This window comes from Cupriavidus alkaliphilus, from assembly GCF_014191175.1.
Classification (GTDB): Bacteria; Pseudomonadota; Gammaproteobacteria; order Burkholderiales; family Burkholderiaceae; genus Cupriavidus; species Cupriavidus alkaliphilus.
The window spans coordinates 415,742-439,174 of the sequence record NZ_JACHWE010000001.1 but is presented as its reverse complement, the minus strand read 5'-3'; the positions used below and the strand labels follow the sequence as shown (position 1 = coordinate 439,174).

At 67.5% G+C, this 23,433-nt stretch carries 22 protein-coding genes; 7 read left to right on the top strand and 15 right to left on the bottom strand.

Annotation, left to right across the window (positions count from 1 at the left end; translation table 11 throughout):
• Positions 1-123: 123 nt before the first annotated feature.
• From argH to FHX60_RS02125, 3 genes are all read left to right on the top strand, one after another.
• Entirely contained in the window at positions 124-1,542 is a 1,419-nt protein-coding gene (argH, locus tag FHX60_RS02135; protein WP_183282425.1) for an argininosuccinate lyase, read from the top strand.
• Between the two features lie 294 nt (positions 1,543-1,836).
• Positions 1,837-2,436 (top strand): TRAP transporter small permease subunit, encoded by a 600-nt coding sequence (locus FHX60_RS02130; protein ID WP_092306761.1) that lies wholly within the window; start codon positions 1,837-1,839, stop codon positions 2,434-2,436.
• Positions 2,437-2,448: 12 nt separating this feature from the next.
• Positions 2,449-4,167: a TRAP transporter large permease gene (locus FHX60_RS02125; protein ID WP_183282424.1), complete on the top strand. Its 1,719-nt coding sequence runs from the start codon at positions 2,449-2,451 to the stop codon at positions 4,165-4,167.
• A gap of 58 nt (positions 4,168-4,225) precedes the next feature.
• Here FHX60_RS02125 and FHX60_RS02120 read toward each other — a convergent pair whose 3' ends face one another.
• A complete protein-coding gene (locus FHX60_RS02120) occupies positions 4,226-5,140 on the bottom strand; it encodes a LysR substrate-binding domain-containing protein (protein WP_183282423.1) in 915 nt (304 codons plus the stop codon).
• A gap of 127 nt (positions 5,141-5,267) precedes the next feature.
• Between FHX60_RS02120 and FHX60_RS02115 the strand changes: the two genes are divergently transcribed.
• The 3 genes from FHX60_RS02115 to FHX60_RS02105 all read left to right on the top strand — a co-directional run bounded on the left by FHX60_RS02115 (position 5,268) and on the right by FHX60_RS02105 (position 6,846).
• Positions 5,268-5,963, top strand: a complete 696-nt coding sequence (locus FHX60_RS02115; protein ID WP_183282422.1) for a glutathione S-transferase family protein — start codon at positions 5,268-5,270, stop codon at positions 5,961-5,963.
• Positions 5,964-6,206: 243 nt separating this feature from the next.
• Complete coding sequence (locus FHX60_RS02110; RefSeq protein ID WP_092306753.1) at positions 6,207-6,443, top strand: FitA-like ribbon-helix-helix domain-containing protein; 237 nt, start codon at positions 6,207-6,209, stop codon at positions 6,441-6,443.
• Positions 6,430-6,846 carry a type II toxin-antitoxin system VapC family toxin gene (locus FHX60_RS02105; RefSeq protein WP_092306751.1) on the top strand — a complete coding sequence of 139 codons (417 nt, stop codon included), beginning with the start codon at positions 6,430-6,432 and terminating at the stop codon, positions 6,844-6,846. The genes FHX60_RS02110 and FHX60_RS02105 overlap by 14 nt, the downstream gene beginning before the upstream one ends.
• Positions 6,847-6,910: 64 nt before the next feature.
• On the opposite strand, the gene FHX60_RS02100 is transcribed toward FHX60_RS02105, so the two are convergent.
• The 14 genes from FHX60_RS02100 to apbC form a co-directional block, all read right to left on the bottom strand.
• Positions 6,911-9,181, bottom strand: a complete 2,271-nt coding sequence (locus FHX60_RS02100; RefSeq protein ID WP_112774404.1) for an arginine/lysine/ornithine decarboxylase — start codon at positions 9,179-9,181, stop codon at positions 6,911-6,913.
• A gap of 147 nt (positions 9,182-9,328) precedes the next feature.
• On the bottom strand, positions 9,329-9,895 hold the full coding sequence (gene dcd, locus FHX60_RS02095; RefSeq protein ID WP_018008077.1) for a dCTP deaminase: 567 nt from the start codon (positions 9,893-9,895) through the stop codon (positions 9,329-9,331).
• Positions 9,896-9,988: 93 nt separating this feature from the next.
• Positions 9,989-10,819, bottom strand: coding sequence for a formate dehydrogenase accessory sulfurtransferase FdhD (locus tag FHX60_RS02090; RefSeq protein ID WP_092306747.1), 831 nt, complete (start codon positions 10,817-10,819; stop codon positions 9,989-9,991).
• Positions 10,820-10,874: 55 nt separating this feature from the next.
• Entirely contained in the window at positions 10,875-11,234 is a 360-nt protein-coding gene (locus FHX60_RS02085) for a hypothetical protein (protein WP_183282421.1), read from the bottom strand.
• Between the two features lie 34 nt (positions 11,235-11,268).
• Positions 11,269-12,489: a formate dehydrogenase subunit gamma gene (locus tag FHX60_RS02080; protein ID WP_183282420.1), complete on the bottom strand. Its 1,221-nt coding sequence runs from the start codon at positions 12,487-12,489 to the stop codon at positions 11,269-11,271.
• Between the two features lie 49 nt (positions 12,490-12,538).
• The gene (locus FHX60_RS02075) at positions 12,539-12,775 is read right to left on the bottom strand and encodes a hypothetical protein (protein WP_018008073.1); all 237 of its coding nucleotides are present in this window, start codon (positions 12,773-12,775) and stop codon (positions 12,539-12,541) included.
• Complete coding sequence (fdh3B, locus tag FHX60_RS02070) at positions 12,772-13,473, bottom strand: formate dehydrogenase FDH3 subunit beta (protein WP_092306741.1); 702 nt, start codon at positions 13,471-13,473, stop codon at positions 12,772-12,774. The genes FHX60_RS02075 and fdh3B overlap by 4 nt, the downstream gene beginning before the upstream one ends.
• 15 nt (positions 13,474-13,488) lie before the next feature.
• Entirely contained in the window at positions 13,489-16,524 is a 3,036-nt protein-coding gene (locus FHX60_RS02065) for a molybdopterin-dependent oxidoreductase (RefSeq protein WP_183282419.1), read from the bottom strand.
• Between the two features lie 73 nt (positions 16,525-16,597).
• Positions 16,598-16,813, bottom strand: coding sequence for a formate dehydrogenase (locus FHX60_RS02060; RefSeq protein ID WP_112774400.1), 216 nt, complete (start codon positions 16,811-16,813; stop codon positions 16,598-16,600).
• 187 nt (positions 16,814-17,000) lie between these two features.
• Positions 17,001-17,639 carry a TorD/DmsD family molecular chaperone gene (locus tag FHX60_RS02055; RefSeq protein WP_112774399.1) on the bottom strand — a complete coding sequence of 213 codons (639 nt, stop codon included), beginning with the start codon at positions 17,637-17,639 and terminating at the stop codon, positions 17,001-17,003.
• A 37-nt stretch (positions 17,640-17,676) separates the two neighbouring features.
• Positions 17,677-19,842, bottom strand: coding sequence for a 4Fe-4S binding protein (locus FHX60_RS02050; RefSeq protein WP_183282418.1), 2,166 nt, complete (start codon positions 19,840-19,842; stop codon positions 17,677-17,679).
• Positions 19,843-19,942: 100 nt separating this feature from the next.
• Positions 19,943-20,608, bottom strand: a complete 666-nt coding sequence (locus FHX60_RS02045) for a DUF3306 domain-containing protein (protein WP_183282417.1) — start codon at positions 20,606-20,608, stop codon at positions 19,943-19,945.
• A gap of 31 nt (positions 20,609-20,639) precedes the next feature.
• Positions 20,640-21,173 carry a DUF3305 domain-containing protein gene (locus FHX60_RS02040; protein WP_183282416.1) on the bottom strand — a complete coding sequence of 178 codons (534 nt, stop codon included), beginning with the start codon at positions 21,171-21,173 and terminating at the stop codon, positions 20,640-20,642.
• A gap of 17 nt (positions 21,174-21,190) precedes the next feature.
• Positions 21,191-22,279 (bottom strand): iron-sulfur cluster carrier protein ApbC, encoded by a 1,089-nt coding sequence (gene apbC / locus FHX60_RS02035; RefSeq protein ID WP_112774395.1) that lies wholly within the window; start codon positions 22,277-22,279, stop codon positions 21,191-21,193.
• Positions 22,280-22,615: 336 nt separating this feature from the next.
• On the opposite strand from apbC, the gene FHX60_RS02030 reads away from it, so the two are divergent.
• On the top strand, positions 22,616-23,254 hold the full coding sequence (locus FHX60_RS02030; protein ID WP_183282415.1) for a YiaD family glycine zipper/OmpA-like lipoprotein: 639 nt from the start codon (positions 22,616-22,618) through the stop codon (positions 23,252-23,254).
• Positions 23,255-23,433 lie beyond the last annotated feature (179 nt).

Sequence of the window (23,433 nt, the reverse complement as noted above, 5' to 3'; positions counted from 1 at the left end):
CACCGGTGCGGCCCGCACCGCCAGCGTGCCGCCGGGCGATATAATCGCCGTTTCCCAATTTTTCGCGCCCGCCGCCGTCCGCACGCCGGCAGCCTGCCGCGCGAGCCACTGCAGCCGACGTCCATGTCCACCTCCCAACTTGCCAAGAAAGGCGAAGCCTGGTCCGCCCGCTTCTCCGAACCGATGTCCGACCTGGTGAAGCGCTACACCGCCTCGGTGTTCTTCGACAAGCGCCTGGCCCTGTTCGACATCCAGGGCTCGCTGGCCCACGCGGCCATGCTGGCGCAGCAGGGCATCATCGCCGAGGCCGACCGCGCCGAGATCGAGCGCGGCATGGCGCAGATCCGGGGCGAGATCGAGGCCGGCAGCTTCGAATGGAAGCTGGACCTGGAAGACGTCCACCTGAATATCGAGGCGCGCCTGACCGCGCTGGTGGGCGATGCCGGCAAGCGCCTGCACACCGGCCGCTCGCGCAACGACCAGGTCGCGACCGACATCCGCCTGTGGCTGCGCAGCGAGATCGACAACATCATCGTGCTGCTGGGCGCGCTGCGCACCTCGCTGCTGGACCTGGCCGAGCAGCACGCCAACACCATCCTGCCGGGCTTTACCCACCTGCAGGTGGCGCAGCCGGTCACCTTCGGCCACCACCTGCTGGCGTACAACGAGATGTTCACGCGCGATGCCGAGCGCATGGCCGACTGCCGCAAGCGCGTCAACCGCCTGCCGCTGGGCGCCGCCGCGCTGGCCGGCACCAGCTATCCGATCGACCGCGAGTTCGTGGCCCAGCAGCTGGGCTTCGACGGCGTCTGCCGCAATTCGCTGGATGCCGTCTCGGACCGCGACTTCGCCATCGAATTCTGCGCCGCCGCGGCGCTGGTGATGACCCACGTGTCGCGCTTCTCGGAAGAGCTGGTGCTGTGGATGAGCCCGCGCGTGGGCTTTATCGACATCGCCGACCGCTTCTGCACCGGCAGCTCGATCATGCCGCAGAAGAAGAACCCGGACGTGCCCGAACTGGCGCGCGGCAAGACCGGCCGCGTCAACGGCCACCTGATCGGCCTGCTGACGCTGATGAAGGGCCAGCCGCTGGCGTACAACAAGGACAACCAGGAAGACAAGGAGCCGCTGTTCGACACGGTCGATACCGTGGTCGACACCCTGCGCATCTTCGCCGACATGGTGCCTGGCATCAGCGTCAAGCCCGAAGCGATGCGCGCCGCCGCGCTGCAGGGCTATGCCACCGCCACCGACCTGGCCGACTACCTGGTAAAGAAGGGCCTGCCCTTCCGCGACGCGCATGAGGCCGTGGCCCACGCCGTGCGCGCCTGCGACGGCCGCCAGTGCGACCTGGCCGACCTGACCGTGGCCGAGCTGCGCGAGGTCTCCGGCCTGGGCGACCAGGCCGCGCTGATCGGCGACGATGTGCACGCGGTGCTGACGCTGGAAGGCTCGGTCGCGGCGCGCAACCATATCGGCGGCACCGCGCCGGACCAGGTGCGCGCGGCCATCGCCGCGGCCCGCAAGGCGCTGAACGGCTGACCGTCGTTCCCGGGTAACCCGGCAAGCCGCAACGGGAGCGCAAGCTCCCGTTTTTCTTTTCCGTGCGCCGGCGCACCGACGACTGTTGCATATTGCATGAAGCGGACACGGCCTCGCGTCGATTTCCCATCCGGGAATATGGAATCGGCGCGGAAGGGCCGGCGAATCTGCACATAACTGGTGCAAATTCGCGGGAAAATGTGATGCACTGGGGATTCACCCTAAAGATGCGGGGCCGCCGACGCCGTAGACTAACGCGCCACCCCTGTATCCCCCAATCCCTAGGACGATCACATGTCTTCCCTCATGAGGATCTCGCGGCTTATCGACGCCGTGAATGCTTTCATCGGGCAGTGGGCGAAATGGCTGGTCCTGCTGGCCGTGCTGGTCTGCGCAGGCAACGCCATCATTCGCTACACCTTCAGCATCAGTTCCAACGCCTGGCTTGAACTGCAGTGGTATATGTTCGCCGGCGTGTTCCTGCTCGGCGCCCCGTACACCCTGCGCCGCGACGAGCATGTGCGCATCGACGTCGTCGCCGGCCGTTTCTCCGAGCGCACCCAGGTCTGGATCGATGTGTTCGGCATCCTGTTCTTCCTGCTGCCGATCTGCGCCATCATCCTCTGGTTGTCGATCCCCTACTTCTGGCTGTCCTACGCCGGCCATGAAATGTCCGGCAATGCCGGCGGCCTGATCCGCTGGCCGGCCAAGTTCCTGATCGTGGCGGGCTTTGCCCTGATGATCCTGCAGGGCCTGTCCGAGCTGATCAAGCGCTTTGCCTACCTGAAGGGGGAACTGCCGTTCTCGGCCTTCCGCAAGCACGCGGTCGATCCGGCGCTGGAAATCGCCGCGATCGCGCAGGCCAACCAGACCGCCCCGTCTGAAAAACGATAAGAGGCGCGCACGATGACGCAATTCCTGATCGCGAACATGGCACCGATCATGTTCGCCTCGCTGGTGGTATTCCTGCTGTCGGGCTTCCCGATCGCCTTTGCGCTGGCCGCCAACGGGCTGCTGTTCGCCTTTATCGGCATCGAGCTGGGGATGCTGCCGGCCGAACTGCTGCAGGCGCTGCCCAGCCGGCTGTTCGGCATCATCGAGAACGATACGCTGCTCGCGATCCCGTTCTTCACCTTCATGGGCCTGATCCTGGAACGCTCGGGCATGGCCGAGGACCTGCTCGACACCATCGGGCAGCTGTTCGGCCCGATCCGCGGCGGCCTGGCCTACGCGGTGATCTTCGTCGGCGCGCTGCTGGCGGCGACCACCGGCGTGGTGGCGGCATCGGTGATCTCGATGGGGCTGATCTCGCTGCCGCTGATGCTCAAGTACAAGTACGACAAGCGGCTGGCATCGGGCGTGATCGCGGCGTCGGGCACGCTGGCGCAGATCATCCCGCCGTCGCTGGTGCTGATCGTGCTGGCCGACCAGCTCGGCCGTTCGGTGGGCGACATGTACAAGGGCGCGTTCGTGCCGGGCCTGGTGCTGACCGGCCTGTACATGCTGTACGTGCTGCTGGTCACGCTGATCAAGCCATCCGCCGCGCCGGCGCTGCCGATCGAGGCGCGCACCTTCCGCGAGCCCACCGGCAAGAGCGGCGCCGCCTCGGTGCTGGTGCTGACCGCGCTGGCGGTGGCGGTGGGCGTGGCGGTGGACAAGCTCTACAAGCCCGAAGCCCCGCTGGATGAGCGCCTGGTGGTCTCGGTGGGCGCGGCGATCCTGTTCGCCTTCGTGCTGGCGGTGATCAACAAGACGCTGAAGCTGGGCCTGCTGTCGCAGATGGCGGAGAAGGTCACCTTCGTGCTGATCCCGCCGCTGGCGCTGATCTTCCTGGTGCTGGGCACCATCTTCATCGGCGTGGCCACGCCGACCGAAGGCGGCGGCATGGGCGCGCTCGGCGCCCTGATCCTGGCCCTGGTGAAGCGCCGCCTCGACCTGGGCCTGACCAGGCAGGCCATGGAAGCCACGCTCAAGCTGTCGGCCTTCGTGATCTTCATCCTGATCGGCGCGCGCGTGTTCTCGCTGACGTTCTATGGCGTGGACGGGCATATCTGGGTCGAGCACCTGCTGACCGCGCTGCCTGGCGGCCAGACCGGCTTCCTGGTGGCGGTGAACGTGCTGTTCTTCCTGCTGGCGTTCTTCCTGGACTTCTTCGAGCTGGCCTTTATCCTGGTGCCGCTGGTGGGCCCGGTGGCCGACAAGCTCGGCATCGACCTGATCTGGTTCGGCGTGCTGCTGGCAGTGAACATGCAGACCTCGTTCATGCACCCGCCGTTCGGCTTCTCGCTGTTCTACCTGCGCTCGGTGGCCCCGCGCGAGGTCAAGACCTCCGAAATCTACTGGGGCGCGGTGCCGTTCGTGGTGATCCAGCTGGTGATGGTGGCGCTGATCATCGTCTTCCCCGGCCTGGTCAGCACCGGCACGCAGAAGGCCCAGGACCGCAGCATCACGCGCGACCTCAACCTCGACCTGGAAGGCAGCAGCCCCAAGCCCACCGCGCCGGGCTTGTCGATTCCGGGCCCGGGTTCCGCGCCGGCCGAGTCCGGCTCGCTCGAGTTGCCGACGCAGCCCCCGGCGGAAAGCGAATCGGCCGCGCCGCAGTTCGAGTTCGAAAAGAAGAAATAGGACTGCGCCGGCGGAAGTCTCCGGCAACCCCCAGGCCCCGCAGCAATGCGGGGCTTTTTCATTGTGGCATGGCGTTGCCCGCGCCGCCCGGCGCCAGGCATTGCACCAGGAAGTCGACGGTGGCCCGCACCCCGGGCAACTGCCCGCGCCGCGCCGGCAACAGCAGCGTGGTGGTCACGCTGCCGGCGGTCCAGTGCGGCAGCACGCGCGCGAGTTGCCCGGCCGCCAGCGCCGCGCGGCACAGCTCGTGCGGCAGCGGCACGATGCCCAGTCCCGCGATGGCCGCGCCGAGCAGCACCGTGGATTCGTTCACGGTCATGCGCGGCACCGGGCTGGCTTCCACGCGCGCGCCCTGCGGACCCCACAGGCGCCACGTGCCCGCGGCGGCCCCGGTCAGCAGCCCGTCGTGGCCGGACAGCTGCGCGGGCGCTTCCGGCGTGCCGCGCCCGGCCAGGTAGTCGGGCGACGCCACCAGCACGATGTCCTCGACGGCAAGCTGGCGTTGCACCAGGCCGGAGTCCGGCAGCGGCGCGAAATGGCTGCGCACGGCGATATCGAAGCCTTCCTGCACCAGGTCGACCATGCGGTCGGACACCTCCAGCTGTACGTGCAGGCGCGGATAGGCGCGCGCCAGCGCCGGCAGGTGCGGTGCCAGGTAGCGCTGCGCAGTGGGCACCGCGGCGGTGATCCGCACCGTGCCGCTGGGCTCGGCCACGCGCCGCTGCACCGCCTCCTGCGCGGCCTCGGCTTCGATCAGCGCGGCGTGCGCGTGATCGTAGAAGTCCCGGCCGGCATCGGTCAGCGTGAAGCTGCGCGAACTGCGGTAGAGCAGCCGTGCCTGCAGGGCCTGCTCCAGCTCGGCCACGCGCTTGCTGACCGTGGACTTGGGCACCCCCAGCGCCCGCCCCGCGGCGGCAAAACCGCCATGGGTCACGGCGACGACGAAGAAGCGCAGGTCGTTGAGGTTGATCATCGCAGGCAAAGTCTATGTATGTGGACGATATGTCGAATTTTTGCCTACTACTCACGCAAAGTCCATGCATCTACAGTTCACCCGTGCCCGATCGGCGGGCCCTAACCGAAATCCAGGAGAACTACCCATGACTACCCCCACCCTCTTCTACGGCGTTCCCTCCGGCTGCTCCTTCGGCTCGATCGTCGCGCTGGAATGGCTTGGCCAGCCCTATCGCCTGAGCCGCATCGAAATGCCCGAAGTCGTGACCAGCGATGCCTACCGCCAGATCAACCCGGTCGGCGAAACGCCGACGCTGATGGACGCGCAAGGCAACTTCCTCAGCGAAAGCATGGCGATCCTGAACCACATCGGCGCACTCGGCATCGGGCGCAAGCTCGGCTTTGCCCAGGGCACGCGTGAGTTCGACCGGCTCAACCAGCAACTGGCCTACCTCAACACCAGCTACTTCGGCGCCTTTGCCCCGCTCTGGCACGCACTGGAGGGCGTGGACGAGAGCGACCGGCCGGCGCTGGTCCGCTACGGCACGGAGCAGGTCCGCCATGTGCATCAGGAACTCGAAGCCATGCTGGGCGAGCGGCCCTGGCTGCTGGGTGAGCACCGCACCGTGGCCGACGCCTACTTCAGCGGTATCGCGCGCTGGTCGAAATACCACAAGGTGCTGAACGTCGAGGACTTCCCGAACCTGCAACGCCTCTACAACCAGCTGGAAGCCGATCCGGCGGTGCGCTTTGCCCATGCCATCGAGCGCCAGGCGCCGGCGCAGAGCGCGGGCGGCTTCCAGGGGCACGTGACGCTGGAAGAAGTGCTGGCGCAGCGCTGACGCGCCAGGCATCGGCGTCGCGGCGAGGCACCCCGCGCAATTGCGAATCGGCTCATCGACCAGCGGGGCGGCACGGCCCAGACTGGTTCCTGCGTTCAGCCCATGACCCAGGAGAACACCATGCCGAGCACCAAATGCGCGGGGCACTTCGCCGCGACCCCGATCTTCTGCCTGCCATCGATACGTGACCGCCGTAGTGATAACAATGCTATCATCACGCCATCCAACGGTGAGGAGTTCACGATGGCAACCCTACTGGTTCGTGGCGTCGATGAAGCACTGGTCCAGCGCCTGCGCGAGCAGGCCGTCGCCAATGGCCGCAGCGCCGAGGCAGAACACCGCGCCATCCTTGCGCAGGCGCTGGGCGGCACGGCCCGGCGCAGCTTTGCCGAGGTGCTGTCCGCCATGCCGGACGTCGGGCAGGACGCCGACTTCGAGCGCATCCAGGATACGGGCGAGGCGCCGCGTGTATTTGATTGATACCAACGTCATCAGCGAGACCCGCAAGCGGGAGCGCGCCAACCCCGGTGTCCGCGCCTTCTTCCGGCAGGCGGCGCGCGATGGGGCCGCGCTCTACCTGTCGGCGCTGACCGTGGGCGAACTGCAGCGCGGCGTGGCACTGATCCGCCATCGCGGCGACGCGGTGCAGGCGGCGCTGCTGGAGCGCTGGCTGGCCCATGTGCTGGAGGACTTCGGCCGACAGGTGCTGCCGGTCGATGCCGAGGTCGCGCAGGTGTGGGGCCAGTTGCGCGCGGCGGGGCCCGAGCACGCGCTGGACAAGTTCATCGCCGCCACCGCGCTGATCCACCGCCTCACCATCGTCACGCGCAATGTCGCGGACTTCCGCGGCACCGGCACGATGGTGCTGAATCCATTCAGCTAGGACAAAAAGAAAGGGCCCCGCCTTGGCGGGGCCCTTGCTGCATCGGCGGGAGGCCGGCTGGCGCTCAGGCGCCCTGCTTCACGCAGTCGACGAAGTACGCCTTCTTGCCGTCGACCTCGTCCTCCACCAGGCCGTGGATGTCGGTCTCGAAGCCGGGGAACAGCTTGTTGAACTCGCGCGCGAACTTCAGGTATTGCACGATGGTGCGGTTGAAGCGCTCGCCCGGGATCAGCAGCGGAATGCCCGGCGGGTACGGCGTCAGCAGGATGGCGGTGACACGCCCTTCCAGATCGTCGACCGGCACGCGCTCGATCTCGCGGTGGGCCATCATGGCCCACGCGTCCGACGGCTTCATCGCCGGCTCCATGTCCGACAGGTACATCTCCGTGGTCACACGCGCGACGTCGTTGGCCTTGTACACGCTGTGGATCGCATCGCACAGGTCACGCAGGCCCATGCGCTCGTATTGCGGATACTTGGCGACGAATTCCGGCAGCACGCGCCACAGCGGCTGGTTCTGGTCGTAGTCGTCCTTGAACTGCTGCAGCTCGGTCACCAGCGAATTCCAGCGGCCCTTGGTGATGCCGATGGTAAACATGATGAAGAACGAGTACAGCCCGGTCTTCTCGATGATGATGCCGTGCTCGGCCAGGTACTTGGTGACGATCGCCGCCGGGATGCCGCGCTCGCTGAACTCGCCGTCGACGTCCAGGCCCGGGGTGATGATGGTGGCCTTGATCGGGTCGAGCAGGTTGAAGCCGTCGGCGAGGTCGCCGAAGCCGTGCCAGCGCTCGTTGGCCTTCAGCATCCATTCCTCGCGGTCGCCGATGCCGTCTTCGATCAGCGCGTCAGGGCCCCACACCTTGAACCACCAGTCGCCGTTGTTGCCGGCATCGTAGTCGCCCTCGACCTTGCGCATGGCGCGGCGGAAGTCCATCGCTTCCTGGATGCTTTCTTCCACCAGCGCGGTGCCGCCCGGCGCTTCCATCATCGCCGCGGCCACGTCGCACGAGGCGATGATCGAGTACTGCGGGCTGGTCGAGGTGTGCATCAGGTACGCTTCATTGAAGCGGTAGCGGTCCAGCTTGCGCGTCTCCGAATCCTGCACCAGGATCTGCGAGGCCTGGGACAGGCCGGCCAGCAGCTTGTGCGTGGACTGCGTGGCGAACACCAGCGCGTCCTTGCTGCGCGGGCGATCCTTGCCGATCGCGTGCATGTTGCGATAGAAGTCGTGGAACGCCGCGTGCGGCAGCCAGGCTTCGTCGAAGTGCAGCGTGTCGATCTCGGCCGCCAGCATTTCCTTGATCTGCTCGGCGTTGTACAGCACGCCGTCGTAGGTGCCCTGGGTGATGGTCAGGATGCGCGGCTTCTGGTTCTTCGCCTTGCTGGCGAACGGGTGATTGGCGATCTTCTTCCTGATCGTCTGCGGATCGAACTCGCTCTTCGGGATCGGGCCGATGATGCCGTAGTGGTTGCGCGTCGGCATCAGGAACACCGGGATCGCGCCGGTCATCATGATGGCGTGCAGGATCGACTTGTGGCAGTTGCGGTCCACCACCACGATGTCGCCCGGCGCCACGTTGGCATGCCACACCATCTTGTTCGAGGTGGAGGTGCCGTTGGTGACGAAATACATGTGGTCGGAGTTGAAGATGCGCGCGGCGTTGCGCTCCGACGCGGCCACCGGGCCGGTGTGGTCCAGCAGCTGGCCCAGTTCGTCGACGGCGTTGCAGACGTCGGCGCGCAGCATGTTCTCGCCGAAGAACTGGTGGAACACCTGGCCGACCGGGCTCTTCAGGAAGGCCACGCCGCCCGAGTGCCCCGGGCAGTGCCACGAATACGAGCTGTCCTGCGCGTAGTCGATCAGCGCCTTGAAGAACGGCGGCGCCAGCGTGTCCAGGTAGACCTTGGCCTCGCGGATGATGTGGCGCGCCACGAATTCGGGCGTGTCCTCGAACATGTGGATGAAGCCGTGCAGCTCGCGCAGGATATCGTTGGGGATATGGCGCGAGGTGCGGGTCTCGCCGTACAGGAAGATCGGCAGGTCCGAGTTGCGGCGGCGCACCTCGGTGACAAAGGCGCGCAGCTTCTCGATCGCGGCGGCCTCGAGCTCCTCGCTGTCGCTGGCGAATTCGTCGTCGTCGATCGACACGATGAAGGTCGATGCCCGGCTGGCCTGCTGGGCGAACGAGGTCAGGTCGCCGTAGCTGGTCAGCCCCATGACTTCCATGCCCTCTTTCTCGATCGCCTCGGCCAGCGCGCGGATGCCCGAGCCGGAGATGTTCTCTGAGCGGAAGTCTTCGTCAATGATGATGACGGGGAAGCGGAATTTCATCGGGCATCCTTGATGGAAAGCAGGACATAAAGGACTTGAGCCACATGGCCCGCAGGGGTTCCCTGCGACGGCGGCATGTGGCTCTCACGTCAGGTTTGGCGGCCCTGGCAGGCCCGCCGTGCCGGCAAACGCCGGATTGTAATGCGCTCAGGTCTTCGGCAGTGTGACACCGTGCTGGCCCTGGTACTTGCCGCCCCGGTCGGCGTACGAGGTCTCGCAGATCTCGTCGCTCTCGAAGAACAATACCTGGGCGCAACCCTCGCCGGCGTAGATCTTGGCCGGCAGCGGCGTGGTATTGGAGAACTCCAGCGTCACGTAGCCTTCCCATTCCGGCTCGAACGGCGTCACGTTGACGATGATGCCGCAGCGGGCGTAGGTGCTCTTGCCCAGGCAGATGGTCAGCACGCTGCGCGGGATGCGAAAGTATTCCATCGTGCGCGCCAGCGCGAACGAATTGGGCGGGATGATGCAGACCTCGCCCTTGAAGTCGACGAACGACTTCTCGTCGAAGTTCTTCGGGTCGACGATGGTGCTGTTGATATTGGTGAAGATCTTGAATTCGTCGGCGCAGCGGATGTCGTAGCCGTAGCTCGAGGTGCCGTACGACACGATCTTGCGCCCGTCGGCCTCCCGGACCTGGCCTGGCTCGAACGGCTCGATCATGCCGTGCTGCTCCGCCATGCGGCGGATCCATTTGTCGGATTTGATGCTCATAAGGTTGGGAGGATAGACGGCTCGGAGTGCGCCGCATTGTACAACCATTCGGCGCACGTCCTTCAAGCCTGGAGGCTGGCGGGCAAGTGACCGCTACGCCACGATGTCTTCGGGCTGGCGGTGGCGGAAGCGCTCGCGCCCGGTATAGAGCAGGAAGTGCTTGCCGGTGCAGCGCGCAAACAGCGTCAGGTTGACGCGCCGGGCCATCTGGTAGCCCATCTGCGTCACGCCCGAGCGCGACAGCAGGAACGGGATACCCATCTGCGCGCCCTTGATCACCATTTCGGAAGTAAGGCGTCCGGTGGTGTAGAAGATCTTGTCGCCGCCGCTCATGCCTTCCAGCCACATGCGCCCGGCAATGGCATCGACCGCATTGTGGCGGCCGACGTCCTCGACGAACATCAGCAGCTCGGTGCCCTGGAACAGCGCGCAGCCATGCACCGAGCCGGCCTGCTTGTACACCGACTGCTGCAGCCGGATGGTATCGATGATGCCGTACAGGGTGTCCTGGTCCAGCATGGCGCCAACCGGCAGCCGGATGCTGTCGACCTCGTCCAGCAGCGAGCCGAACACGGTGCCCTGGCCGCAGCCCGTGGTCACCACGCGGCGCGCGGTGCGCTCCTCGATGCGGTCGACGCCGGTGCGGGTGGTCACCGCGGCCGATTCGGTCTCCCAGTCGACCTGCACCGCGGCAATGTCCTCGATCGATTCCACCAGGCGCTGGTTGCGCAGGTAGCCCAGCACCAGGTGCTCGGGCGCGCCGCCCAGCGTCATCAGCGTGACCAGCTCGCGCTTGTCGAGATAGACCGTCAGCGGCCGCTCGCCCGGCAGGTAGGCCGCGCGCACGCGCCCTTGCTCGTCGACGACTTCAACCTCTTCGATCAGGGGAACGGCTGCCTGGGTAAGCTCGGGACGCAAGGTCATGACGAGGGACTCGGGGCTGCGGGTGAAGCCCCGAGCGGCATGCAGGGGGCGGAAGTTACGGCGCCTTTGCGGGGGATTGTACCGCGCCTGCCGCGGGGGCACCGGCGGTGCTGGCGATGGCCGCGACCGGCGCCACGAACGGTCCCGGATCGGCGCAGGCGGCGGTCTGCACCGGCTCGCGCGCCTGCTGCCCGTGCGCCTTGCGGTCGGCCAGGTAATGCGCGGCAATCTTGTCCTGGGCACGGCACAACTGGTATGCCGCAACCTTGTCGGACCAGGCGGCGCGGGCCCTGGTCTCGGCGGACTTGGCCTGCTGGGCCTCGGTCGGCGCGGGCAGCTTGGCCAGCGCGCCCGGAGCGAAGGCCGCACAGGCGGCACCGGCGGCTACGGCGATCAGCGTCAGGATGCGTGTCATCGTCGTGGATTCCTGCTGTGTCGTGGGGCCCGCTTCAGGCTTCGCCGGGACTCTGCCGCGCCGGCCGGGCCGCTGCGGCATCGGAGTCGGCCGAACGCTGCGCCGGGATCTTGCCGGACTTGATGTCGTCGTACCAGAGCTCGTGGTGCTCCTTGGCCCAGGCCTCGTCGACCCAGCCATCGCGCATGGCGCGGTACGCGCCCTCCATGCCGATGGTGCCCATATAGATATGGCCGCACGCCATGGCAATCATCAGCACCGCCGAGATGCCGTGGATCACGTTGGCGATCTGCATGGTGGCGCGGTAGTAGTCCATGCCCGGCACGATCATGTCGAGCACCCAGCCCGAGGCCGACAGCACCACGCCGAACACGAACACGCCCACCCAGAACCACATCTTCTCGCCGGCGTTGAAGCGCCCGCTCGGCACGTGCTTGCCCGAGGCCAATCCGCCCAGGCTGGTGACCCAGCGGACGTCGTCGCGGCTGGGCAGGTTGTCGCGCAGGAACACCACGAAGGCGACGATCACCGACAGCGTGAAGATCGGCCCCACCACGTTGTGCAGGTTCTTCAGGATGTAGCTGAGCCAGCCGAACAGCATATGGCCCATCAACGGCAGCAGGAAATGCTTGCCCAGCAGCATCACGATGCCCGACACCGCCAGCACCACGAAGGAAATCGCCATGGTCCAGTGCACGATGCGCTCGAGCGGGGTAAAGCGCTCGATCATGCGGCCGGTCTTGGGCGTGCGCAGCGGGATGGTGCCGCGCCACAGGAAGAAGCCGAGGATCACCACCGGCACGATCAGCAGCAGCCAGCCGCCCCAGACCGTGATGACGCCGTTGCGGAACAGCCGCCACGACTGGCCGGTGCGCTGGATCAGCACCCCGGCTTCCTTGTCGGGCAGGCTGCTGTAGTGGCGCTGGTCGGAATTGACCTCGCGCCACATCGGCGCGTTGTTGCCGGGCTGCGTGACGCTGCGCTGCTGCTGCGACCTGGCCTCGGCGGCGATGTCACGCGGCGGGATGTTGAAGATGTTCTCGGAGGCAATGCCGGCCAGCGGCTGGGCCGGATGGGTGGCCGGGTTGTTGGCGTCGGCGCTGGCCGATTCGGTCGCCGGTCCGGTCGACGGCCCGGGCGCGGGTGCCGGGGCCTGCGCGCCGGCATTGCCGGCGACGGCCGCCAGCGCCAGCGCACCGGCGGCCAGCCACCCACGCCAGCCTGCGGCGCGGCATCGATTGTGCGACGGCGTCATAGCCCCTCCTTCAGTTCCCGGCTGGCGGGAAATCCACACGGCGGCGCGGTCATTGCACCCGGTTGTACTCGTTCTGCAACTGGTTGCGCTGGCGGATCTGGTTGTTCCAGCTGTTGCGGTCGCCCGCGGTCCAGCCCTTGGCCACGAACGGGTCGTCCGGGGCCCCCTGGAACGCCTGGGCGTCGGCCTTGCGGTGCGACGGGCCGATGGTCTGCGGCTTTTCGCCGCACGCGGCCAGCAGCACGCCGCACAGCGACACCAGTGCAACGACGCGGATGCGATTCATGACGCTTTCCCTCCTGCGGGTGCCGTGGCTGCCGGCGCGGTCGGCGCGGCGGGCGCGGCTGGTGCCGGCGCGGGCTGCTGCGCCGGTGCCGCGGGCTTCGCGCCGGCCTGGGCATTGCCGTAGGCCGTGCCCCAGCCGAACACGTCGCCGCCGGTGCCGCGCTTGATCACGCGGTTGCGCAGGATGTCGGCAATCACGTCGCCGTCGCCGCCCAGCAGCGCCTTGGTCGAGCACATCTCGGCGCACAGCGGCAGCTTGCCTTCGGCGAGCCGGTTGCGGCCGTATTTCTCGAACTCGGCCTCCGAGCCGTTTTTCTCCGGACCGCCGGCGCAGAAGGTGCACTTGTCCATCTTGCCGCGCACGCCGAAGGTGCCGGTCGACGGAAACTGCGGCGCGCCGAACGGACAGGCATAGGAGCAGTAGCCGCAGCCGATGCAGACGTCCTTGTCGTGCAGCACCACGCCATCCTCGGTGCGGTAGAAGCAGTCGACCGGGCAGACCGCCATGCAGGGGGCGTCCGAGCAGTGCATGCAGGCCACCGAGATCGATTTCTCGGCGCCGACCATGCCATCGTTGACCGTGACCACGCGGCGCCGGTTCACCCCCCAGGGCACCTCGTGCTCGTTCTTGCAGGCAGTGACGCAGCTGTTGCACTCGATGCAGCGCTCGGCGTCACAGATAAATTTCATGCGTGCCATGGTGTTCCTCTGCGCTTAGGCAAACCGCTCGATCTGGCAAATGGTGGTCTTGGTTTCCTGCATCATGGTCACCGAGTCATAGCCATACGTGGTGGCGGTATTGACCGCTTCGCCACGCACCACCGGCATCGCCCCTTCGGGGTAGTAGTCCTTCAGGTCCTTGCCCTGCCACCAGCCCGAGAAGTGGAACGGGATGAAGGCGGTATCGGGCCCGACCCGCTCGGTCACCAGCGCGCGCACCTTCAGCGTGGCGCCGGTGGGGGTCTTGACCCAGCAGTAGTCGCCGTTGCGGATGCCGCGGTCGGACGCGGCGCGCGGGTTGATCTCGACGAAGTTCTCCTGCTGCAGTTCGGCCAGCCACGGGTTGGAACGGGTTTCCTCGCCCCCGCCCTCGTACTCGACCAGCCGCCCGGAGGTCAGGATGATCGGGAACTTCTCGGCCACCTTGTTCTCGATATTGCGCTGCTGCACGGACTTGTACAGCGTCGGCAGCCGCCAGAACGCCATCTTGTCGTCATGGGTCGGGTACTTCGCGACCATGTCGGGACGCGTGGAGTACAGCGGCTCGCGGTGCTGCGGGATCGGATCCGGGAAGTTCCACACCACCGCGCGCGCCTTGGCGTTGCCGAACGGATGGCAGCCATGGTTCTTCAGCACCACGCGCTGGATGCCGCCGGAGAGGTCGGTCTTCCAGTTCTTGCCCTCGGCCTTGGCCTTCTCGGCATCGGTCAGGTCGTCCCACCAGCCCAGCTTCTTCAGCAGCACGTGGTCGAACTCGGGATAGCCGGTGGTGATCTCCGCGCCCAGCGAGTGCGAGCCATCCTCGGCCAGCAGGTTGACGCCGTCGCGCTCCACGCCGAAGTTGGCGCGGAAGTTGCCGCCGCCGTCCATCACGTGCTTGGTGGTGTCGTACAGGTTGGGCGAGCCGGGGTGCTTCAGTTCCGGCGTGCCATAGCACGGCCACGGCAGCCCGAAGTAGTCGCCGGTCAGGTCGTAGCCGGTCACCGGATCCTTGCCCGACTTGCAGCGCAGCGTCTTGACGTCGAACATCTGCATATTGCGCATGTGCGACTTCAGCCGTTCGGGCGACTGGCCGGTGTAGCCGATGGTCCAGTTGCTGGCGTTGATCTCGCGCAGGATCGATTCGGGCTCCGGCTCCAGCCAGGTGCGGCCAGCTCGCTTGACCTCGATCATCTTGTAGTTCTTCGACAGCTCCTTGCCGAAGCCGAGCTTGTCGGCGAACGCCTGCATGATGGTTTGGTCGGGCATCGACTCGAACAGGGGCTCGATCACCTTCTCGCGCCATTGCAGCGAGCGGTTCGAGGCCGTGCACGAGCCCGAGGTCTCGAACTGCGTCGCCGCGGGCAGCAGGTACACCGCGCGGTTGGGGTTGACCTTGTCGCCCTCGGCCGGCGGCATGTTGGCCATCGCCGCGGTTGCCGACGGATACGGGTCTACCACCACCAGCAGGTCGAGCTTGTCGAGGGCCTTCTTCATTTCCAGGCCGCGCGTCTGCGAGTTCGGGGCATGGCCCCAGAAGAACACGCCGCGCACGTTGTTGTCCTGGTCGATCAGCTCGTTCTTCTCGGTGACGATATCGATCCAGCGCGACACCGTGGTGCCGGACTTCTCCATCATCGCCTGCGACACGAACTGCTTCTTGATCCATTCGTAGTCCACGCCCCAGACCGCCGCGTAGTGCTTCCACGCACCGGTGGCCAGGCCGTAGTAGCCCGGCAGCGAGTCAGGGTTGGGGCCGACGTCGGTGGCACCCTGCACATTGTCGTGGCCGCGGAAGATGTTGGCGCCGCCGCCAGCCACGCCGATATTGCCCAGCGCCAGCTGCACCAGGCACGAGGCGCGCACGATCGCGTTGCCGATGGTGTGCTGGGTCTGGCCCATGCACCACACCAGCGTGCTGGGGCGATTCTTGGCCATGGTCTCGGCCACCAGGTAGACCTGCGCCTCGGGCACGCCGGTGACTTCCTCGACCTTGTCGGGAGTCCACTTGGCCATCACCTCTTCCTTGACCTTGTCCATGCCGTAGACACGGTCGTTCAGGTACTTCTGGTCTTCCCAGCCGTTCTTGAAGACGTGGTACAGCACGCCGAACAGGAATGCGATATCGGTGCCCGAGCGGATCCGCACGTAATGGTGCGCCTTGGCCGCGGTGCGCGTGAAGCGCGGATCGACCACGATCACCTTGCAGCCGTTCTCCTTGGCATGCAGCAGGTGCAGCATCGACACCGGGTGCGCCTCGGCCGCGTTGGAGCCGATATACAGCGCCGCCTTGGCGTTCTGCATATCGTTGTACGAGTTGGTCATCGCACCGTAGCCCCAGGTATTGGCCACCCCCGCCACCGTGGTGGAGTGGCAGATGCGCGCCTGGTGGTCGGTGTTGTTGGTGCCGAAGAACGACACCCACTTGCGCATCAGGTAGGACTGCTCGTTGCTGTGCTTGGAAGACCCGACGAAGAACATCGAATCCGGGCCGCTCTGCTGGCGGATCTCCTTCATCTTCGCGGTGATCTCGTCGAGCGCCTGGTCCCAGCCGATGCGCTGGTACTTGCCGTTGACCAGCTTCATCGGGTACTTGAGCCGGTATTCGCCGTGGCCGTGCTCGCGCAGCGCCGCACCCTTGGCACAGTGCGCGCCCATGTTCAGGGGCGAATCGAACACCGGTTCCTGGCGGATCCACACGCCGTTCTGCACCACCGCGTCGACTGCGCAGCCGACCGAGCAGTGGCCGCACACGGTACGCCGGACCACGATGCCGGTCTTGCCGTCACCGGCGGCCGCCTTCTTGTCGTCGGCGGCGTCGGCCTTGCGCAGCAGCGTCAGCTGCCCGGCCGCGAGGCCGGCGCCGACCCCGATGCCGGAGCGCTTGAGGAAGCCGCGGCGGTCCATGGTCGGCATGGCGCCGGCCAGGCTGGCCGCGAGTCGTTGGGAGAGCCGGCCGGAGCTTGCGCCATCGGCTGCGGGCCGATTGGCGAGGCCATCAGCGAGGCGGGCGGATGCGCCCTGCGCCGCGCGTTTGCGGGTCAAGATCATGTCTCACCTCAGAAACGGACGATTGGGTAGCGTCCGGTTGCGGGCGGCGCGCCAGACCACGCCGCCGTGGCAGTTACACCAGCGTGGTCCGGTAATACTTGCGGATGTGGTCGGAGACCCGGTAACCCTTGCTGTCCGACGGAGGATCGGCGGGTTCCGGCAGGGCTGCAGCCTGGCCCGGCACGACGGGGGCGCGCGCGCTCAGCGCTGCCGCACCCGTGGCGGCGGCCACAACTCCGGCGCCCGCGAGAAACGTGCGGCGCCCGACCCTGGTTGGCTTTTCTCTCATGTGGGGGCTCCTCGGTTGTCAAAGCCCGATGGTTGTGCCGTTATGCGTTGTTATGCATATTCTAGATTCAACTGGAAGGAAAGACCATGACAAGCACGGGTTTTTCCTTACCTTCTGCTCCCATTTGAGCTAGGCAGCCGGTCCGGACCTGCGCCTTGCGCCGCATCGGTCCCGCGCCCGGATCCGCTCAGGTCATTTCCAGCGCCACCGCCTCGACACCGGCAAAGGTCCCAAGCAGTCCCGCCACGCTGCGATAGAAGCGCGCCTGCGGGTGCGCCGCCACTGCCTCGCACAAGGGCTCGATCCAGGGCTGCAAATGCTTCGCATAGAAGCGCTGCTGCTCGCCCAGGTTGGACACCGACAGGTCGTCACCCGCCACCAGGAAGCGCATCACCTCGCACAGCGTGGCGATGTGGTCCTCGGTCTCGCTGACGCCTTCGTGGCGCTCCAGCCCGTAGCGGGCCAGGTCTTCGCGCAGCGCCACCAGCGGGCGCTCGTTGAGGAAGCCCGTCATATAGAAGGAGCCGTAGAGGAACACGTCCTGGCGGCCCACGCCGACGAACAGTTGCCGGTACTCCTCCTCGGCCTCGGCCGCGGTGGTTTCGGATGCTGCGTCGCACAACGCATTCCACGCCTTGCCCAGCACGGTCTGCGCGTCTTCGCCCACGGCCCGATTGGCCGCGATGTGATGCAGCAAGGCCGCGTCCGGGGCGCGGTAGAACAGCGTGGCCAGCAGGCCGTACAGGTCGGCGCGGGCGGTGTCTTCGCTGTCCGCGAGGTCGGCGGGCGGTGCGGCGGTGAGCTGGATCGGCTGGAAATCTGTCATGTCGTGATGAATTGTGCCCGGTGGCCCGGGCCGGGTCTCAGCGCAGGGTGGCGCCGGTGATGGCGCCGGGGTCGCGTTCCATCATGTCCACCACGCGGCAGTCGGGGCACATCCTGAGGCGCTCCGCGGCGGCGCCGGCAAAGGCCGGATGGCCGGCCAGGCGCACCAGCATCGACTCGACCATCTGCGCCGTGCCGAACGGCTTGGCGCAGCGCACGCAATGGAACGGCTGGGCCTCGTTGAGCGTGACCGGGCGCCGGGCCGCGTCGCCGGCCAGCAGGCGCGGCACCAGGGCAATGGCGTCCTCGGGGCAGGTCTTCTCGCACAACCCGCACTGCACGCAGTTGCGCTCGATGAAGCTGAGCACGGGACGCTCGGGGTTGTCGCGCAGCGCCTGCGACGGGCACGCGCCGACGCAGGCCAGGCACAAGGTGCACTTGCCGGTATCCACGGCGATGGCGCCGATGGGCGCGCCCGCCGGCAGCGGCACGCTCTGCGCCGGCGACGGCGCATGGCGCACCAGGTGGTCGAGCGCGAAGTCGAGCAGCTCGCGCTTGGCCGCGACCGGGCCGAAGGCCGCGGGCGGCAGCGCGTTGCGCGCCGGGCGCAGCGCCGCCAGGCGGGCATCGAGCGCTTCGGTATCGGCGGCCTCGACCAGCGACAGCGCCTCGCCGTCATAGCCCAGGCCCGACAGCAGCGCGCGCCCGACCGCCATCTGCTCCAGCAGCGCGGTGCGGTATTGCGGGGCCTCGTCGCCGGTCAGCAGCACGGCGACGCGGCTGGCGCCCCAGCACAGCGCGGCCAGCCACAGCTCCAGCCCCACCGAGGCCGGATGGAACAGCGACAGCGGCATGACCTGCGCGGGCACACCCCGCGCCTTGCCGCCGCGGGCGGCGCGGCCCAAAGCCAGCAGCGCGGGCGTGCCGGATTCCTCGCCGTGCAGCAGCACCACCGGATCGCGCGCGCCGGCCTGCCGATAGGCGGACAACAGCGTGCGCAGGCGCGCGCCGGTCGTCTCCGGGCCGGGATAACCGTAGCTGATGGCGCCGCTGGGGCAAACCGTGGTGCAGGCGCCGCAGCCCATGCACAGGTTGGGCGTGACCTCGATGCGGCCCTTGCCGTCATGCCAGCGCGAAGCGATGGCCTGCGTCGAGCAGATATCGATGCAGGCGGTGCAGCCGGTGGTCTGGTTGCGGCCGTGCGCGCACAGGCTTTCCTTGTAGCGGAAGAACTTGGGCTTCTCGAACTCGCCCACCAGTCCGGCCAGCAGCAGCGCCTGGGCCTGCTGGCGGACCGGGTCGGCGCCGGCATGCAGGTAGCCCTGCGGCGGCTGGTGCATGGTGAAGGCGGGCGTGTCGCACAGGTCGAAGACCAGGTCGAAGCGGCCCGTGCCGGTGCCCGGCGGACGGTCGAAGTCGATCGCCGCGGCGGCGCCGCAGGCGCGCACGCAATCGCGATGCGCGCGGCAGCGTGACAGGTCGATCTGGTAGCTGAAGTCGATCGCGTCTTCGGGGCAGGCATCGATGCAGGCATTGCAGCGCGTGCACAGGTCCAGGTCGATCGGGTTGCTGCGGCCCGCGCCGGTCTCCCAGCTGGCCTCGAAGGCGCCGAGCCAGCCGGTCAGCGCGGCCAGCTGGCCGCTGTGCACGGGATAGGCGCGCGCCGCGGGCTGCGCGGCGGTGCCATCGCGCGGGTCGCCGCCGGTCAGCAGCACCGTGACTTCCAGCTGCATCGCCGCCAGCCGCTCGGCCCACGGCAGCGCGCGCGCGGCCGGGCCCAGCACCAGCACCGTGCCGTCGCTGCGGTAGTCCACCACCGGCACCGGCTCGGGTTCGGGCAGCGCGGCCACGGCCAGCAGCGCGGCGATCTTGGCGTTGGCGGTCCTGGGGTCGCGCCGGGCACCCTGTGACCAGCCGCCGGTCTCGCGGATATTGACGAAGCGCACCGGCGCGGTCACCACCGCCTGGCCATCGCGGCCCTGCGCGGCTTGCGCGGCCACCTCGGTAAAGAGCTGGCGTTCTTGCGTGCAGGCGACGATCACGTCGTCGGTGCCGTCCAGCGCGGCGGTGAAGTCACCGATTTCGCGCCGGCACAGCAGTCGATGGACCTTGAGCGGTCCCTGGCTGGCGTCGCGGGTTGCGTCTGACAATGCCGCCCCGTCCAGCGGCATGGTGTCGTTGCAATTGCAGATCAGCGTCGGCATGGCGAGTGCGGCTGACCGGCCCGGACGTCCCTTCTTGGCGGGGGTCTGCGGGCCGGCGGATTGTGGGGAAGCCTATTGTAGGCTGCGCTGCCGCCGGGGGCTACGCGCGTTTATGCGGACCTTGCGGCGGGTCTTGCAGCGGGTCTTGCTGGCCCTGTTGTTCGCTTTGACCGGCGTGCGGCGGCGGCGTTTCGGCGCCTGCCGGTGCATCGGCCTGCACCAGCGGCGCGCCGGCGTCTTCGCCGGGGGCTGCGCCCGCCTGATGCGGTTCCTGCTTTGCGTCAGCGTGCGCTGCCGGCGGTACCTGTTCCGGCTCCGACAGCCGGGCCGCGGCTTCGGCCGCGGCGCGTTCCTCGTCGGTCGGCTCGAACAGTCCCAGCGTCTCCGCCTGGCGCAACTGGCGCAGGATCTCGGGCGGAATCGGGTCCGGCTTGCTGTAATCGTCGATATAGATATCGAGCCCGTCCATCACATTGAAGTGCGGATCGGCAAACAATGTCTTCAGCGCGGCGCGCTTGACCGCTTCGTCCACGCCGCGCGCAACGAAGCGGGCGATCTCGTCACCGGGCCGCAGCGCCGCGACGTCGGCCAGCGTCGGCGGCGGACTCTGCGGCGCCTCGGGGGCGGCCGGGACGGTCGCAGGGACTGCCTCGGCCGCGGGCACCGCCGGCTGCGGCGGCTGCAGCGGTTCTGCGGGCACGGCCACGCCCTCGCGCACCGCGGCCTTGCGGCGCGACCAGCGCGACAGGAAGGACGATTCGCTCATGGGCGGTACCGTGTCTCGGTGGTGTCAGAAGTCAGTAGCGGGCGCGCTGGTCCGGCGCCTTGAAAGATTCGGGCCGGCGCCGCTGCTTGGGCTCGGGCCGGTAATGTTCGTTGACGTAGGCCTGCAGCCAGTCGCGCTGCTCCGGCGCCAGCGGCACGTTCTCGACGGTCTCGCCGGCATCCAGCCAGCGGCCGGCCTCGTTGTACGACAGCGCCACGGTGACCGGCACCGGATGCGCCTCGTCACCCTCGCCCTCGTCTTCGGGCATGCGCCACATCACGAACCAGCACGGCGTGGCCGAGGTCAGGTTCAGGTAGTAGCCCTCGCCCTGGTCGCGGAACAGCTCCACCTCGTAGCCCGGGTACAGCCAGCGCGCGCCGTGGGCATCGTGCTCCAGGCACACCGGCTGCGTGCCGAACTCGCCCAGGTCGGGCAGCACCGCGTCCAGCTGCCATTTCCAGGGCTGCCAGCGGTTGGCCAGCGCCACCTTGCGCATCACCACGGCCATGGTGACGGCGGGGCGGGCGCCGGGCGGCGGCGGGTTGGCGGTGGGCTGGCTGTCCATGGCGGCAGGCGGAGCGCTCAGGTGTTCTGCACGACGATGCTGGGGAACTTGCTGGTCATGTCGCGCGCCTTGTCGGCGACCTTGATCGCGACCTTGCGCGCGATCGCGCGGTACATCTCGGCCACCGGGCTGTCCGGCTCGGCCACCACGGTGGGGCGGCCGGAATCGGCCTGCTCGCGGATGCTCAGGTTCAGCGGCAGGCTGCCGAGCAGGTCGACGCCGTAGTCGGCGCACATCTTCTCGCCGCCGCCGTGTCCGAAGATATGCTCGACATGGCCGCAATTCGGGCAGCAATAGACTGCCATGTTCTCGACGATGCCCAGGATGGGAATGCCCACCTTCTCGAACATCTTCAGGCCCTTCTTGGCGTCCAGCAGCGCGATGTCCTGCGGCGTGGTCACGATCACGGCACCGGTGACCGGGACCTTCTGCGACAGCGTCAGCTGCACGTCGCCGGTGCCCGGCGGCATGTCGACGATCAGGTAATCCAGGTCGTGCCAGTTGGTCTGGCGCAGCAGCTGCTCCAGCGCCGAGGTAACCATCGGGCCGCGCCACACCATGGGGTTGTCCTGCTCGATCAGGAAGCCGATCGAATTGGCCTGCAGGCCGTGGCCCTCCAGCGGCTCCATGGTCTGGCCGTCGGCGGATTCCGGCCGGCCGTCGATGCCCAGCATCATCGGCAGGCTGGGGCCGTAGATATCCGCGTCGAGCATGCCCACGCGCGCGCCTTCGGCAGCCAGCGCCAGCGCCAGGTTCACGGCCGTGGTCGACTTGCCCACGCCGCCCTTGCCCGACGCCACCGCTATCACGTTCTTCACGCCCGGCAGCAGCTTGACACCGCGCTGCACCGCGTGGGCGACGATCTTCATGCTCACTGCCACGCTGACATTGGTCACGCCCGGCACCTGCCGCACCGCGGCCACCACCAGCTTGCGGATCGGATCGAACTGGCTCTTCGCGGGATAGCCGAGTTCCACCTCCAGCGATACCTCGCCGCCATCGATGCGGATGTTCCTGGCCGAGCGGGTGGACACCAGGTCCTTGCCCGTATTGGGATCGATGACGGTGCGCAGGGCTTCGGTAACCTGCTCAGTGCTGAGGCTCAAGACAAACTCCGCTTGGATAGTGGGGAACGGGCGCATGATGGCCTGCGCCTAATGTATCAAAGTATGCAGCACCGGCCATGAACGCCGGAAGTCCGCGTGCAATCCCCTCTATCGGGTGGGGGATTACAGACAATTACAAATCTCACAAGCTTGCACTTGTGCGCGCGCCGCCATATCCATATTGTAGTGCGGTTGGGCGGCCCGGCATGCCGACACCGCGAGCGGTGCCGCGCCCGGCCTGACCGACGCGCACAATGGGTTACCTGCCGCTTGCCTTGGCGTTACCATCGCGACGCGGTACCAAGAACATTTACGGGAACATCAGAAGGAGAAAGCATGAAGATCAAGCTCGTTACCGTTTCGCTCGCCGCCGCCACGCTGCTGGCCGCCGGCTGCGCCACCGAACAGCAAACCCACACGGCGGTTGGTACCGGCGTCGGGGCCGCGGTCGGCGCGGGGCTTGGCAACCTGATTGGCGGCAACACCACCGGCACGCTGGTGGGCGCGGCCGTCGGTGGCGCCATCGGCGGCGCGACCGGCTACAACTGGAACGCGATCCGCGGCAAGCTGAACAAGGACACCGCGGGCACAGGCACCCAGATCACCGAGCAGCCGGACGGCTCGCTGAAGGTCAACATCCCGAGCCAGGTCACTTTCGACACCGACAGCGCCACCATCAAGCCGTCGTTCCGCTCGGTGCTCGACCAGGTCGCGCAGACGCTGGGCCAGCACCAGGACGTCAGCGCCAACGTCGTCGGCCATACCGACAGCACCGGCAACTCCAACTACAACATGCAGCTGTCGCAGCGCCGCGCCCAGAGCGTGGCGGGTTACCTGGGTGATCGCGGCGTCGCACGCAACCGCCTGAGCGCCGAAGGCCGCGGCCAGAGCCAGCCGGTCGCAGACAACGGGACCGAGGCCGGACGGGCACAAAATCGCCGCGTCGAAATTTTTTTGAAACCAATTCAAGGCTGACCCTGTCATAGAAACAGGTGCCGCTTGCCACCGTTGCTGGCTCGCGATGGGTGGCTGACCTCCCGGGCGGTACCTGATTTCTCCTCCTTTTCCGTTGTGGAAAGCTGCGCCGGCACTGACCGGCGCTTTTTTTTGCCCGCGCGGATTCGGCGCCCCGCCTATTCCGCGATGCGGAACCG